Here is a 14580-nt window from a genome sequence, read left to right as displayed (position 1 = left end):
TTATCAAGCCGCAATAATGTTGTTGCGAACCAAACCGCGCCTTACGTTGTTACACATCTTGCCAAAACGGCGAATCTCGTCGAATTGCGGTGTGATGCCCCGAGACATTGCTGATTCCCAATAACTCAGTTCTGAGTCCACCATTTCCAGCAGCTTCTTTGGACAACCAATACAGTTACCTTCTGGACCGCACACAAAAGTGTCGGATTCGTAGAGAGGAAGCTCCTGCTTTACCTGCTCAATAATCTGTTTCATTGCATCCATGCGAGTCGGTTTTTTAGCCATTTCTATGACTCGCTAATAAAGGGAGGGAAATCTTACGCCTCCTTGAAATCGCTGTCTAGCAGCACATAAATCACGGGTATGTAATTGGCTTGTTGTGCCAGTGTTAACCCTTAATATTTCTAAACAATTCGACGTAGATCCTCACTGAATCCTTCTTTCGAACCCTAAATAAAAATTGATATAGATCAATTATCAAGGCCTAGGCATCACACCATACATCTCACTTCTTCTGTTTGAACGTGTTTTCAAAAACCCATTTTTCGAGTTGTTTATGATTGAGGTACAACGATGTTAGAAACCCTTATGCTCTCGCGAATACAATTCGCTGCGAACATCAGTTTCCACATACTCTTCCCGACCATCACCATTGCACTTGGCTGGATGCTGGTGTTTTTCAAACTCCGCTTTAACCGAACCCAAGATTCGGCTTGGCTGGATCTTTATTACTTCTGGGTCAAAGTATTCGCTCTGACTTTCGCGCTTGGTGTGGTTTCGGGTATTACCATGAGCTTCCAGTTTGGCACTAACTGGCCGGGCTTTATGGAGCAAGTCGGCAATGTGGCAGGGCCGTTACTCGGTTATGAGGTAATGACTGCCTTCTTTATGGAAGCGACTTTCCTCGGCGTCATGTTGTTCGGGCGTAACCGCGTTGCCGAATGGGTACATACGCTGGCGACTTTCCTCGTGGCCATCGGTACGACATTGTCGGCCTTCTGGATTCTGGTACTCAACAGTTGGATGCACACACCAGCGGGCTATGAGTTGATTGAGGGTATTGTTCACGTCACTAGCTGGAAGGAAGTTATTTTCAATCCGTCTATGCCATATCGCCTCGCGCACACCTTGTTGGCATCGGGCTTGACCGCAAGCTTTTTGATTGCTGGCATCAGCGCCTACCAATACCTGAAAAAACCAGACCACAAACCTGCACAAAACGGCTTAAAAGTTGCCGTATTGGCAGCCGCAGGGCTTATCCCAATTCAGATTTTCGTGGGCGATTTACATGGTTTGAATACGCTCGAGCACCAGCCGGAAAAAATTGCGGCAATGGAAGGCGTTTGGGAAACACAAAACGGTGCGCCTTTACTTTTGTTTGCTGTGCCGAATGAAGAAACCCGTTCCAACGATTTAGAAGTTGGGATTCCGAAGTTGGCGAGCCTGATTCTGACTCATGACCTCAATGGTGAATTGGTGGGATTGAAAGATTTTGAGGACCATCCCCCAGTGTCTCCGCTGTTTTATGGTTTCAGGATCATGGTTGGTGTTGGCGTTTTGATGTTACTGGTGGCGGGTTATGGCGCATTCAAAATATTGAAGAAGCGCGAACTTCCGAAACCCTATCTTTACACGCTAGTCGCAATGACTTTCTCAGGTTGGGTTGCCACCCTGGCAGGTTGGTATGTGACTGAGATTGGCCGTCAACCTTGGCTGGTCAATGGTGTGCTTCGCACTTCGGATGCCGTTACAACGGTCTCTAGCGGCAATGTCATGTTATCACTGGTGATGTATTTGGTTGTTTATGGCGTCTTACTCGTTGCCTATATTCGCACGCTTTTCTATCTCGCAAGGAAAGGATTGAACGCTGAATCAACTGAGCCAAATAAAAACCTTAAGGAGGCTTGCGCATGATGGACTATTTACCGGAAATTTACCTGTTGCTCCTTGGCTTCTCCGCGTTCATGTACGCGATTTTAGATGGTTATGACCTTGGTGTGGGGATGCTGCTGCCTTCCAACAATGAAGCACACCGTGACCGTATGATTGCATCCATTGGCCCTTTCTGGGATGCAAACGAAACCTGGCTGGTATTGGCGGTTGGCATTTTGCTGATTGCCTTCCCAACTGCTCACAGTCTGATTCTGACCGAGCTCTATTTGCCCACAGCGTTTATGCTGATTGCGCTGATCATGCGCGGGGTAGCGTTTGACTTCCGCGCCAAGGCAAAGGCTGACAGAAAAGACAGCTGGGATCTCTGCTTTAAAGCGGGCTCATTGATCGCTTCGCTTTCCCAAGGCTACATGATGGGTCGCTATATCATGGGCTTTGAGGTTTCAGCCTCAGCTTACGGATTCGCAGTATTGAGTGCACTCTGTGTGACCGCAGCCTATGTTTATATCGGCGGTGCTTGGCTGGTACTGAAAACGGAAGGTGAATTGCAAGTCAGAGCTGCCAGATGGTCACGACGTGCAGGATGGTTAGCGGCAATGGGTATTGCTGCGGTCAGTATCGTCAATCCGCTAGTAAACGAACAAGTCGCCGAACGTTGGTTCAGCTTCCCTGAAATACTGCTTTTGGCGCCAGTGCCGCTAGTGGTGATGTCGATTATTTTCCTGGTCGACCGTTATTTGCGTCAGGTACCCGTAAAAGATGATTTGGGTGCGAGGTGGCCTTTTTTCGGCGTCAGCCTGATCTTTGCACTGAGTTTTCTTGGACTGGCTTACAGCTTCTTTCCGGATGTCGTGCCAGGAATCATGACCGCGAGTGAAGCGGCGAGTGCGCCTGCAACGCTTATGATAGTGGGTGTCGGTGCAGCCATTGTGATGCCAATGATCCTGCTTTATACCTTCATGATTTATCGAATCTTTAAAGGAAAAGCGACAGAGCTAAGTTATCTGTAAAAAGTTACCTATGAAAAAGCAAAATGGGCACCCGGTGAGGTGCCCATTTTCGTTGTCAATTCAGTTGGGGCTGGGGTAGGGTGATAATTCACCAGTAAAAGGAGTTTACGATGTCAAAACCTGCCAGCTACAAAGGCCAATGCTTGTGCGGTCAAATTCAATACGAGGTTGACCATATCGAACCGAAAATGGGGCATTGCCATTGTTCAATGTGTCGAAAATTTCATGGTGCGGCGTTCGCCACTTTTGGTGAAGCCAAAGCGGAGGATTTCCGATTCAAGAAAGGCAAAGACAAACTGAAAGTCTATGTGGCGGAAAATGGCACCAAAAGAACCTTCTGTGAAAACTGCGGATCCAGCTTGCTGTTTGAGGCTTCTAACAGTGACGGTAGCTTGGTTGAGTTTACGCTTGGCACGCTGGAAAGTGATATTCCACTCAAGCCTGATGCGCATATTTTCAAGAAATTTAAAGCGCAATGGTATGACATTACCGATGAATTGCCGCAGTTTGATAAGGGGAGAGAGCACTAAAGGTCTAGCTACTTGGCGCATAGAGCCAAAGTAAGATGTTCTCACTAAAAACCGAATATTGAGAACTTCGCCGCGTCTTTTCGAACAGGATACGACCCAGACTTACCTGCAGGATATCTTCGATCTCATAGAAAAATATCGAGATTTGAGGTGCTTGTGATTAATAAATGGTCTGTAAAAGTGTTGGGCGGCATTTTAGCTAGCACTTCTTTCTTGGGAACCGCGATTGCGGCAGAAAATGTGCCTGTACCCGCCATCGTTGATGGGGCTTATGTGCAGATTGGCGATGTGCCATGGCAAGCAGCACTCATTGACGATTCAGGTAAATTCTGCGGTGGTATCATTATCAGCCAGCGTCATGTTTTAACCGCTGCACATTGCGTGATTGATGTCAGCACGTCAACATTAAATGTTGTCACTGGCTATGAAGATGTTGCGTACATTCCTGATGAAAATATCTCTGCGGTTTCCAAAATCGATGTCCACCCAGACTATGATAATGAGTGGTTAACATCAGATATTGCGGTGATTCATCTAGCCTCAGACATCGCGACCACGGCTTCTCCTATTGCTATCGCAACCCAAACTACCCAGATTGACTTAGATGCCCAATTTGCTGCGGCAGAAAGAGAGAATCTATTTGTATCAGGTTGGGGAAGAGTGGCGACTGAAGAAAAGGGTAGCCGATTCTTACAGTACACGCTGTTGAATGGCATGGATGATTTCAGCTGTTATGGTAACGACATCGGAGGTAGACACGACTCCTTTATTTGCGCAAACAGTGAACGTTCAACAGGTGTTTGTCAGGGAGATTCGGGTGGTCCATTGGTTTGGCAAAATCCTTCTGCGCTTGCCAACAAGGACAAAGGCTATGTGGCTGTTGGCGTTGTTAGCTATACGTCCTTTTATGGGTGTGGGTTGACGGATTACGCAGATGGCTTCTCTCAAATCGCCACGTTCTACGATTGGATTGATGAGAAAGTGGGTGGCTATGAAAGGCCAGACGTTACTTTCACGACAGATATTTTCAACTTAGGCTCTGACTACGCTCCTGACACAACAATACCGCTAACCCAAAGCACCAGCGGTGGTGGCGGTTCAATGCCTCTTTGGTTATTGACGCTGATGCTGCCAGCCGTTTTGATAAGAGCGTCCCGCAACAAAGCAATCAGTTAAAGAAAAATAAAAGCCGGAGAGTCGAAAAATTCTCCGGCTTTTTCGTGAGCCTTAGAGAGATAGACACATGGTGTGGGAAAGCTTCTCAAATCCGATATGCTCATAGAAACCAACGGCATTCTCATTGAATGACATCACTTCCAAGCGCACTTCTACAGCACCATTCTCTTCCGCCCACTTTTTACAGGCATCGATAAGTGCACGCCTAACACCTCTGGTTTGAATACGTTGGTCAACCACAATGGTGTTCAGTCGGCAAATCAATGTCTTGGCCAAAAATGGCACGGTTTCATTTCTGTCCAGCCTTGCCATGGAATATCCGATGATCTTGCCTTCAGATTCGGCCACGGCAAACCACCAGGCATCATCTTGGACTTTGGAAAGCAAAAAGCGCTTGTCTTCCTGTGACGGAGGGTTAAAGGCATTCGGTGCGTTATCAAAGTGTGATTGGGCAATTTGTTGATAGATGTCGAATATCCCTTCGATATCGAATGGCGTTGCTTGTCGTATTTCCAAGTTCAGTTTCCTTTCTCTTCAGCGCGTTCCATCTGAAAGTTTGTCATAACATCGCTGAGGATGTTTGCCTTTTGTGCTTTCAACAAGGTGAATCCCATATGCTCGAAAAGTGGGTGCGAAGAGGCTGTCGTTTAAAAAACGAAAAGGGCAGATTTCTCTGCCCTTTTGCGTAGATGGTCTCAGTAGCTGGTTAGGCGTAAGATGCGGTAAGCGTCATCCAATTGCGTTTCTGCTTTTGAAAATCAGATTTCAGGATCTGCAATTGCTGCACCAGAATAGCTCGTTCGTACTTCTTCAAAAGGTTTTGTTTCTTAAGATCAAGTAAGCGTTTTTTCGCTTCATAGTAATCACTCATACGCGCTACCAACGCTTCATATTCTTGCTCAACAATCTGCAGGCGGTGCGTCGCATTTGGCGTCAGGCTTAAACGCGCTTGAATAGTTTTCAGCATCATTCTTGCCTTCGCTTTTTCAATGCGATCTGGTGGGGTAATGCGAAGCTTTTTCGTCAGTCCGAGCCAGCTGCTTGATTTAATCAGCCACTTAGTCGGATCAAACTGCCACCAGTAGATTCCATTGCGGTAGTCATTCTCAAAGATATGGTGGAAATTATGGTAGCCCTCACCGAAAGTCAGGAATGCCAGAATACCGTTGTCACGTGCTGTGTTTTTCTCTGTGTACGGCTGCTTACCCCAGATATGGGCCAGCGAATTAATAAAGAAAGTGCAGTGATGGTTAAGTACCAGACGGGTGAAACCAATCAGGATAATGGCACCCCATAAATCGCCGTGAAGCAGGCCAAAAGCGATCGGAATACCGAAGTTCGTCGCGATGACCAATGGCAGGTAGTACTTGTGCTGCCACATCACGATTTTGTCTTTCTGGAGATCACGGCAGTTGCTGTAATCAGAATAGCGGTGTTTTTGATATTCACGCAGCATCCAACCGATGTGTGAGTACCAGAAGCCGCGTTTAGCGGAGTATGGGTCGGTATCGTTGTCATCAACATGACGGTGGTGTACGCGGTGGTCGGAAGACCAGTGAAGGATGCTGTTTTGAACAGCGTAAGCGCCGCCAAGAGCAAAAATGAATTTCAGAACAGGGTGAGCTTCGTAGGTTTTATGAGACCAGAGCCTGTGGTAACCCGCGGTGATAGACATACCACTAAAGGTAAAGGCGACGAGGAGCATCGCGATTTGGGCCCAGTCAAATCCATGGTAATAGGCCCAAAGTGGCGTACCAATGATGGCGACCGCAAAAGTGATGACAAATACCGAGACATTCAGCCAAATGATCGGTGGTTTATTAGTGTTATTTGATTCCATGTTAAATACCGCAAATTTCCAGCGTACACATGTACGCTAGAATAGTGGTCGCTATCTAGGCGGTCAAGATGGCTATTAACAATTTGTCTCAATTTCGCCCACTAATTACGTGACTCGATTCAAACCCACAAAAAAGGGTGAAACACTATGAAAGTATTTCACCCTCTCTGTGAGGCGGGGATATGACTACAGAACAATATGTCCGTTCTGGTAATGTAATCCGCCCTGGATATCATCACTGATAAGGAATGCACCATCCAAATCGACAAGCACTGCCGTTGCCGCAACAGGCAATGCAGCGCGCATTGCGATGGAACTGCCAAGCATGCATCCCACCATCACTTGCATGCCTTTTGCCCTTGCTGCTTGTTCCAATTCAAACGCTGCCGTTAAACCGCCGGTTTTGTCCAGTTTGATATTCACCATCTGGTATTTGCCAGCGAGGCTTTCGACATCATCTGCGGTGTGACAGCTTTCATCCGCACATAAAGGAATTGAGCTGGATATCTGACGCAATGCTTCATCTTCTGCCGCAGGTAAGGGCTGTTCAACCATGGCGATATTCAGCGGTGCGATTTGCTGAATCGTCGCTTCAATATCCAGATTTCCCCAGGCTTCATTGGCATCGACAATCAATAGGGTATCCGGTGCTGCGGCACGAACTGCAGAAAGTCTTTCAAACACCTCGTCGCCATTGAGCTTGACCTTGATCAGCGTTGCTCCTTGCTCCACATAGGCCTTTGCTTCATCCGCCATTTCCTGTGGCGTTGCTATCGACACCGTCATCGCAGTTTGAATACGCGCCGGTAAAGAAAAGCCATCAGGGAAGTTTTCTGATTCCAGATCCCATAGCGCACAATCCAATGCGTTGCGTGCGGCACCGGCGGGTAAAAGTGTCTTCAATTGTGAGCGATCGAAGGCTTTTCCTTTTACCGAATCAATTTGCGCTAACACGCTATCGAAAGACTCCCCGTAACGTCCGGTAGGCGAACATTCCCCAAGCCCTTTTTTGCCGTCCTTCTCGATAGTTACCTGAATCACTTCCGCTTGGGTACGGCTACCACGAGAAATCGTAAAAGGGCGTTTAAGTGTGTATGTGACTATCTGCGCGCTAATTTGCATCTTAATCCCCGAAACTGCTGGCCAAACGGTCGACGATGTTTTCCACACCGAATCGAACCGGATCGGTGGCTGGCAGCCCATGCTTTTCTTCCATCTCTTTAAGATAGACCTTGGCTTCGTCTTCGTTTAACGCAGAAGTATTGATGGCCATGCCGACAAAGCGAGAATTTGGATTGGTGAGTTTTGCCAACCTCAAGCCAAGCTCCATGATGTCTTCGACTTGTGGCATTGGCATATGAGGCATGTGGCGGGTGTGCGGGCGATTCGCTTCGTGGCAAAGGACCAAAGCATCCGGCTGGGAACCATGCAGTAGACCCATGGTGACACCGGAAAACGCAGGATTGAGCAGGGAGCCCTGACCTTCAATCAGTTGCCACTCGTCCTCATCACAGGCTGGCGACAAGGCTTCTGTTGCACCAGCGATAAAGTCTGAGATCACCGCATCTACTGCGATACCTTTACCTTCCACCAAAATACCAGTCTGCCCTGTCGCACAGAAAGTGGCTTTCATGTCGCGCGCTTTCATCGCTTTTTCGAGCGCCAAGGTGGTGAACATTTTGCCCACGGAACAGTCGGTGCCGATAGTAAGCAGACGTCGACCAGAGCGTTTCTTACCATTCCCGACATCCAGCTTTTCAGCGTAGTGGCGCAAGTCGAACAGTTGAACGCCCACTTTTTCTGCCGCTTCTGCAATAGCCGGCACGTCTGCCAAACGTTGGTGCAATCCAGAAGCGACATGCATACCCAGTTCAATCGCTTCAACAATCATTGGGATCCAGTGCTCTGCCAATACGCCGCCCGCGTTGGCTGTGCCCAGTACAAAGGTTTTTGCACCTTGCGCGTATGCTGTTTTGGCATCCATTTCCGGGAGGCCGAGTGAGGGCACACCATCATTCAGGCGCAATTGACCCAGACATTTTTCTGGTCGCCAGTAGTGGATTCCACGGGCAGTTTTAATCGCAAGAGGGTCATGGCTTTCGCCGAGCATAAGAAGGTAAGGGGCTGGGATGTTCATTTTATTCCTTTTCTCCGGCACGCCCTTGCGTGCTGCATGAAGTCCTAAGGTGATGTTTTCACTATAGGTGGGTTGGTACTTACAGAAAAATGCCGTTTGTGATTCGCCCATGCCGATTGGTTATCAAAAACTAGGAATAATGCGATATATATCGACTTAAACTTTGTCTATGAAATTAAAATGCCGATAGGGACAGAAACAAAGTAAGAGAAGTTTGCGTGAATATCGAAAGTAAGTGGCTGGAAGATTTTTTGGCATTGGCAGAAACACGGAATTTTTCCACGGCAGCAGGGCTCAGAAATATTACCCAGCCTGCTTTTTCACGCCGCATTCGTATGCTGGAACAGTCTGTCGGCGCTGAACTGATTGATCGCACCCAAACCCCTGTTGCATTAACTGCCAGTGGTCGAATATTCCGGGTTACCGCAAGAACCTTGGTTCATCAGATGGAAGAGGGAATCAGCCAGATCTCCGCTCTCAATTACTCAGATGGCAGTGTGGTACGTATTGCTTCAGCCCATTCTCTCGCTTTGGATATGACGCTCGCCATTCAACAAGCTTTTACGTCTGAAACACAGCCTATGCTGAGTGTCGATGCGATGAACGTGGATGAAGCCGTAGACGCACTACAACAAGGCGAGTGTGACTTGTTATTGGCGTTTGAGAACGAACACCTGAAATTACCGCCGTTCGATTACATTCAGGTCGGTCATGCTGATTTGCTACCCGTTACCGCGCCCAACGAAAAAGGGTTGCCAAAATTTTCGCTTGCTTCTGAAGAAGCAACACCATGGCTGGCCTATAACCCGACGTCATACATGGGGCGACAAACGGATTCCCTTCGCACTGAGCTCAATCTAAAAACCGTCTTCCTCTCGTCGATGGTCGATATGTTAAAACTTCAGGCCGTCAAAAGTCAGGGAGTGGCATGGTTACCGGACTTTTCGATTCAAGATGAAATCAGAGAGGGTCGCTTGGTCGTGTTGGGAGAAAAGGAGCATGTCCGGAAAGTTGCTTACTATGCGTACCGGTATCAGTCGCGATTGCATCCGTCAGGAGAAAAAGTGTGGTCGGCGCTGAAAAAAATTGCTACCGGTAACTCTCTCAACTGACAACGGAAATTCAAGAAACAGCCTAGTGGCTCGAAAGATCTTGTCGGGTAGCTGCTATATTTTTCTAACGCGCTGCCGATAACTAAAGCATAAGAAGTCCAAACAGCCTGCCTTTTCTCAAAGCACGTGGTGATACGATCAAATAGCCTCTCGTGAGCGCTGTTTGGATAGACGACTCTCTCGCTAAATGGGGTGTGGCGGGAGAGATTGACGCTGGGGGTGACATGCCGTTGAAAGAACCTATCCCGAATTTCGTCAAAGCCATGGGGCATCGCGTTGTCAGTTATATCCTGAACGTTTCTGAAGCGGATGCGAGGCTGGTGCTGCAGCACCAGGCGCGTCTGAACGCCAAGCAAAAAGACACACTGTCTTCCTACATTCAACTGTGCCGACAAATGCGTGCTGTGGCGGTTTCACAGGGTGACATCGAGCAATCCTTTTTCCATCGTTTGCCGCATGTTCTGCAGAATGGTCAGCATATGTTCTCTGTCTGGCGTCGCCAAAATGGTGGTGCAACGCCGATAGTTAATGCGACGGATCCTCTCGCGCGCAGCTTGGCGAATGTTGCGGCTGAGCTTTATCCGCTGTTTCTGGTAAAAGCAGGGGCTCGTCCTCATCTTTTTTACCGTGCTTCGGGTCATTTGAGCGCGGCGATCATGAATCTGCCCGGTCACAAAACCTTGTATCGACATTTCATTGAAGATCATTCGTTTGAGCGTGTCTTTGAAACCATTGGCAACGAGCCGAGCGAAACCTTCGGCCATTATGCGGATTCTAAAGGCAAGCGTGGCGTGATCACGCTTTCCTCGCTTCCCGCAGCGCTATTGATCAACAGCTACGATTTAATGCGTGTGCGTGGGCCAATCTCTGCGGACATCTTCGTCGAGACCGTACTCGAGATGCTTGAAATTGCGCGAAGTGTAGCCGATGGCGAAGTTGCACAGATCCCGCTGTTTGTTGGCTTCCGCAATGCTGCCTTGATTGATTTCGATGCCTTGGATACAAAGTGGGGAACCATTCGCCGCTACACGCCAGCCATTGCTGAATATGTACTTCAACTGCCGAGCCAGATGGCTAAACGCAAAGACAGCGGCTTTATGTTGGAATCTGGTTTTGCTTACGCCATCAATGTAGGTGACTTGCTGGAAGATGATGAATGGCCGGACGATGTGATGGATGCGGAGAACGATAAAGTCGCGACCGAGCTGAACATTACCTTGTGCATGGCAATGTGCTTCCTTGAGCAAACCCCGCCTTTCGTCGCGCCAGAATGGGCATGGCATATCGATCCGTTTTCCCTGGAAGGGGCAAAACAGATTGTCGATACCGTTAAAGAAGCAGAAGAGCCCGTATCAGTCACTAACAGTGTGCTGGATGATTTGGAAAACTGGAGTCTGCTGCTGGAAGATACTGATTCAACGGGGATACGACTTGCCTTTGGAAGGCTGTTCAGCGCGGCGAGGCAGCCAGAAAGGTTGGATGGCTTGCTGGATGCGATTCTCGCTTTGCGCAATATATTTGGTGCAGGCTCTCAAGCCGAGAACGTTGCTCAGGCAGTCAGCGTGTTGATCAAAGGTGACGCACAAGAGGCCGTTGAAGTCGCTCAAATGCTGACCCGTGATTGGAACCTCATCCTGTCCGGCGAAGCGTGGTGGGATGCGGAGGAGATCCGTGAGAAAACTAATGACTGTATATCTCTATGTCTGACCTGTTTACATCATTTGTATCTTAAGTATCCGACGTTGGTGAGTGAACCTGATCGACTAGCGCAAATCATCGCTTCTGAAGGGAAAAGCATTGCCTGTTAGTTCAGTGAGATCTCAGTGAAGCATTTCTCTTACTGAACAGTTTGTTGGAGCAATAAAACGCCGATTCTGTACAATACAGAATCGGCATTTACATATGTACCCAAATAACCTGAAGATACTTGTATTCAGAGGTCATCAATGCGTTCAATTCGAGGCAAATTTTGCGAGGAATAGTGGTTCTATTTCCGTGGAATTTAACGAAGAAGTGGGCGCATTGAGGCCCTCCCTTCGGGCGATTTGACTGACGTCGTGCTCATTGTTGTTCCTTTTTGATGGAGGTGACTACACCTGCAAAGGAACGCCGCGATCACAACGTCAGTCAATCTCGCTGAATTCAGCATCTACAGGTTGTTTGGGTACAACAAGAAAGGAGTCAGCGTGAGCACAAAAGTCAGCCAGATAAATGTATTTCCCGTTAAATCGGCAGGAGGCATCTCGCTCTCTAATGCTTGGGTTGAAAAAATTGGCCTGAGTTTCGATCGCCGCTTTATGGTGACGGATAGCACGGGGAAAATGGTCACCGGACGCACCGAGCCAAAGCTGACTGAAGTGTCGGTGGGTATTCAGTCCAATGGTATTACGCTGACTCATCCCACCATGTCTCCTTTGGTGTTGAAGTACGCTCAATTCTCCATGAGTGAAGTGCAAACGGGCGTCTGGAAAGACGAGTTCGCGGGTTACTCCACCACATCCACCGCCAATGCCTGGTTCAGTCACCTGTTAGGTGGGAATAAGCAATTGCTGTTTACGGGCGAAGAATCGTCGCCGCGTTACTCCCAAAGTGCGCAAACCCAGGTGAGTTTTGCTGATGGTTATCCGCTTTTGGTGATTTCAGAAGCCTCTCTGGAAGCATTGAACGAGCGCTCGCCCGATAAACACATCATGGATCAGTTCCGAACCAACATTGTCGCAACCGGTTGTGAAGCGTTTGAAGAAGACCGCTGGGAGAAAATCCGTATTGGTGGTGTGACGTTTCAAGTTGACCGTCCTTGCAGTCGTTGTGTGTTTACCACGCTGGATCTGGAAAGCGGTCGATTCCGTGTGAACGGCGAACCTATCACCACGTTGAGCCAGTTCCGCACCGACAAAGACGGCAACGTGAATTTCGGCATGAATTTGGTTGCGCTGAATGAGGGTTTGATTTCTGCAGACGATGAGATCAAAGTCCTCGAATACCGTGAGCCAGAAGTCTACGAAGACAACACCACGCCAAAACTGAACCTGAAGTGCAGCGATATTGAAGAGGTTGCACGAGATTTTAAAACCTTCTGGTTTACCAGCCAGCAGGGCACGTTAACAAGTTACAAAGCCGGTCAGCATCTTCCTATTGAATTGGATATTGATGGCGAACGCATCCAGCGTCGTTATACGCTATCTTCCTCGCCAACTCGTCCCGAAAAGCTGTCGATTTCCGTTAAACGTGTCGATGGTGGTCTGGTGTCAAACTGGCTTCACGACAATCTAAAAGCCGGCGACAAAATCAAAGCACAGCAACCGGACGGTCAGTTTCACCTGAGTGATGATTCAGGCAAGCGTCAGTCATTGCTTTTGCTTTCTGGTGGTAGCGGTGTCACGCCCATGATGTCGATGCTTCGTGCTCTGGCAGATAACAACGAAATCAATGATGTGATTTTCCTGCATCAATGCAGTACAGAAGCCGATATTCCATTCGAGGAAGAGCTGAAATCATTGGAAGATGCGCACGCGGGTCTAAAAATCATGACCATACTCAGTCAGCCTGCAGCGGATTGGCTGGGAATGTCTGGCCGTTTGAGTCAGGAACATTTGGCATTGTTACCTAAAATCACTCAACGTGAAGTCTTTGTTTGTGGCCCTGAAGGATTTATGGAATCTGCCATGAATCTGCTGGATACCTTGGGTGTGCCGGAAAGCCAACGCCATCAGGAGTTCTTCACACCACCAACAGTGGGTAACGATGCGCCAGCAATGGAAGTGAACATCAATATCGAAGGGGAGTTCATCCGCGGTGAGAACCAGCGTCCGATTTTGGTTCAGGCGGAAGAGGCAGGTGTCTATGTCGATTACAGCTGCCGCGCAGGCGTTTGTGGATGCTGTAAGCTTCGCTTGGTCGAAGGTGAAGTAGAACAACCTGACATGCCAGCCCTGTTCCCCGGTGAGAAAGAAGACGGTCTTGTGCTCGCATGTTGTTGCATTCCAAAAGGTGACGTCACTTTGGTCAAACCTTAAGCAGGTAACGGAAAACTAAAGATTTTTTCCATCAGCTAACATTAATAACTGCCACCATAGGCTATCATGGTGGCAGTTATTTTTTGGGGAATACGCAGTTGCGACTGCAAGGAAAACATAATGACAAGCACAAACAAAAAAGGTGCATTGCTGTTTGCCAGCGGTTTACTTTTGGGCGGACTGGTGGCCACTAATCACTGGTCTTCGGTAGAAAATAGCATCTCCTTGCAACTTGATGACGTGAAGGCCGAGCTATCCGAGACAAAAGTTGCTTTGGCCGAAGCGCAGGAAGCGTTAGCGCAAGTCAACGTGCAAGGTGAAGCCGCGACAGAGCACGCTGAGTCACTCGCCCAGCAACTCGAAGAAAAGCAGGCTGAGATAACAGCATTGAAAGCGACGCTGGGTGAAAAATCCCGCGCTTACGCAGGCAAAGCGGGTGCACTGGAAAAGACATTGGAAGAAAAGTCTGTCGCCATTGCCCAGCTCAAAAAACGCGTTACGGACACCGATGTATTGTACGCTGAGCGTTACCGACTGACTAAAGCGGTCAGTGACCTGAATGAGAAGATCCTCAAAGGCGCGCACAAGCTGGAGCTCAGCCAGAAGGCATGCTCGGAGTTCAAAAAAGGTAATTCTTGGAACAAAGTATCGGAAAATGATTGCGATAACTTCAATGCACTAAAAGCCGAAAATAACGCCATGATTGAGCAATTTGACCACCTGAGCTCAGATCTCGACAAAGTGAAAAGGGAACTTTCAGTATTTGGTAATGTGCCACTTCCTGATCATCCTTAGGACCAAATGGGGGAGTCGAAGCTCGGTCAATCCATCTCCCCATCACATTAAATTACTTCCACAGAGACCAA

At 48.3% G+C, this 14580-nt stretch carries 13 protein-coding genes; 8 read left to right on the top strand and 5 right to left on the bottom strand.

Annotation, left to right across the window (positions count from 1 at the left end; translation table 11 throughout):
• Positions 1 to 3 precede the first annotated feature (3 nt).
• Complete coding sequence (locus D515_RS03765; RefSeq protein WP_039849562.1) at positions 4 to 285, bottom strand: hypothetical protein; 282 nt, start codon at positions 283 to 285, stop codon at positions 4 to 6.
• A gap of 288 nt (positions 286 to 573) precedes the next feature.
• On the opposite strand from D515_RS03765, the gene D515_RS03760 reads away from it, so the two are divergent.
• The 4 genes from D515_RS03760 to D515_RS03745 all read left to right on the top strand — a co-directional run bounded on the left by D515_RS03760 (position 574) and on the right by D515_RS03745 (position 4609).
• Positions 574 to 1914, top strand: coding sequence for a cytochrome ubiquinol oxidase subunit I (locus tag D515_RS03760; protein ID WP_002536121.1), 1341 nt, complete (start codon positions 574 to 576; stop codon positions 1912 to 1914).
• On the top strand, positions 1911 to 2903 hold the full coding sequence (locus D515_RS03755; RefSeq protein WP_002536120.1) for a cytochrome d ubiquinol oxidase subunit II: 993 nt from the start codon (positions 1911 to 1913) through the stop codon (positions 2901 to 2903). Before D515_RS03760 ends, D515_RS03755 begins: the two co-directional genes overlap by 4 nt.
• A gap of 110 nt (positions 2904 to 3013) precedes the next feature.
• The gene (locus D515_RS03750; protein ID WP_002536118.1) at positions 3014 to 3433 is read left to right on the top strand and encodes a GFA family protein; all 420 of its coding nucleotides are present in this window, start codon (positions 3014 to 3016) and stop codon (positions 3431 to 3433) included.
• A gap of 156 nt (positions 3434 to 3589) precedes the next feature.
• Positions 3590 to 4609 carry a serine protease gene (locus tag D515_RS03745; RefSeq protein ID WP_002536117.1) on the top strand — a complete coding sequence of 340 codons (1020 nt, stop codon included), beginning with the start codon at positions 3590 to 3592 and terminating at the stop codon, positions 4607 to 4609.
• A gap of 51 nt (positions 4610 to 4660) precedes the next feature.
• Here D515_RS03745 and D515_RS03740 read toward each other — a convergent pair whose 3' ends face one another.
• The 4 genes from D515_RS03740 to dgcN form a co-directional block, all read right to left on the bottom strand.
• The gene (locus tag D515_RS03740) at positions 4661 to 5125 is read right to left on the bottom strand and encodes a GNAT family N-acetyltransferase (RefSeq protein WP_002536114.1); all 465 of its coding nucleotides are present in this window, start codon (positions 5123 to 5125) and stop codon (positions 4661 to 4663) included.
• Positions 5126 to 5315: 190 nt separating this feature from the next.
• Positions 5316 to 6449 (bottom strand): fatty acid desaturase, encoded by a 1134-nt coding sequence (locus D515_RS03735; protein ID WP_002536113.1) that lies wholly within the window; start codon positions 6447 to 6449, stop codon positions 5316 to 5318.
• Between the two features lie 186 nt (positions 6450 to 6635).
• The gene (gene dgcA, locus D515_RS03730; RefSeq protein WP_002536111.1) at positions 6636 to 7571 is read right to left on the bottom strand and encodes an N-acetyl-D-Glu racemase DgcA; all 936 of its coding nucleotides are present in this window, start codon (positions 7569 to 7571) and stop codon (positions 6636 to 6638) included.
• 1 nt (position 7572) lies between these two features.
• Complete coding sequence (dgcN, locus tag D515_RS03725; RefSeq protein ID WP_002536110.1) at positions 7573 to 8586, bottom strand: N-acetyltransferase DgcN; 1014 nt, start codon at positions 8584 to 8586, stop codon at positions 7573 to 7575.
• 218 nt (positions 8587 to 8804) lie between these two features.
• On the opposite strand from dgcN, the gene D515_RS03720 reads away from it, so the two are divergent.
• The 4 genes from D515_RS03720 to D515_RS03705 all read left to right on the top strand — a co-directional run bounded on the left by D515_RS03720 (position 8805) and on the right by D515_RS03705 (position 14509).
• Positions 8805 to 9698, top strand: coding sequence for a LysR substrate-binding domain-containing protein (locus D515_RS03720; protein ID WP_002536108.1), 894 nt, complete (start codon positions 8805 to 8807; stop codon positions 9696 to 9698).
• Positions 9699 to 9922: 224 nt separating this feature from the next.
• A complete protein-coding gene (locus tag D515_RS03715) occupies positions 9923 to 11506 on the top strand; it encodes a hypothetical protein (RefSeq protein WP_039849560.1) in 1584 nt (527 codons plus the stop codon).
• 378 nt (positions 11507 to 11884) lie between these two features.
• Positions 11885 to 13714, top strand: a complete 1830-nt coding sequence (locus D515_RS03710; RefSeq protein ID WP_002536105.1) for a hybrid-cluster NAD(P)-dependent oxidoreductase — start codon at positions 11885 to 11887, stop codon at positions 13712 to 13714.
• A gap of 120 nt (positions 13715 to 13834) precedes the next feature.
• On the top strand, positions 13835 to 14509 hold the full coding sequence (locus D515_RS03705) for a hypothetical protein (protein WP_002536104.1): 675 nt from the start codon (positions 13835 to 13837) through the stop codon (positions 14507 to 14509).
• Positions 14510 to 14580 lie beyond the last annotated feature (71 nt).

The organism is Grimontia indica, assembly GCF_000333895.2.
Classification (GTDB): domain Bacteria; phylum Pseudomonadota; class Gammaproteobacteria; order Enterobacterales; family Vibrionaceae; genus Enterovibrio; species Enterovibrio indicus.
This window is presented reverse-complemented; position numbering and strand designations above follow the sequence as displayed.

Excerpts from the sequence above, each read along its gene's own strand:
- D515_RS03765 (WP_039849562.1), bottom strand. The coding sequence starts at position 285 with ATGGCTAAAAAACCGACTCGCATGGATGCAATGAAACAGATTATTGAG.
- D515_RS03755 (WP_002536120.1), top strand. The coding sequence starts at position 1,911 with ATGATGGACTATTTACCGGAAATTTACCTGTTGCTCCTTGGCTTCTCC.
- dgcA (WP_002536111.1), bottom strand. The coding sequence starts at position 7,571 with ATGCAAATTAGCGCGCAGATAGTCACATACACACTTAAACGCCCTTTT.
- D515_RS03715 (WP_039849560.1), top strand. The coding sequence starts at position 9,923 with ATGCCGTTGAAAGAACCTATCCCGAATTTCGTCAAAGCCATGGGGCAT.
- D515_RS03705 (WP_002536104.1), top strand. The coding sequence starts at position 13,835 with ATGACAAGCACAAACAAAAAAGGTGCATTGCTGTTTGCCAGCGGTTTA.
- D515_RS03760 (WP_002536121.1), top strand. The coding sequence starts at position 574 with ATGTTAGAAACCCTTATGCTCTCGCGAATACAATTCGCTGCGAACATC.
- dgcN (WP_002536110.1), bottom strand. The coding sequence starts at position 8,586 with ATGAACATCCCAGCCCCTTACCTTCTTATGCTCGGCGAAAGCCATGAC.
- D515_RS03750 (WP_002536118.1), top strand. The coding sequence starts at position 3,014 with ATGTCAAAACCTGCCAGCTACAAAGGCCAATGCTTGTGCGGTCAAATT.
- D515_RS03735 (WP_002536113.1), bottom strand. The coding sequence starts at position 6,449 with ATGGAATCAAATAACACTAATAAACCACCGATCATTTGGCTGAATGTC.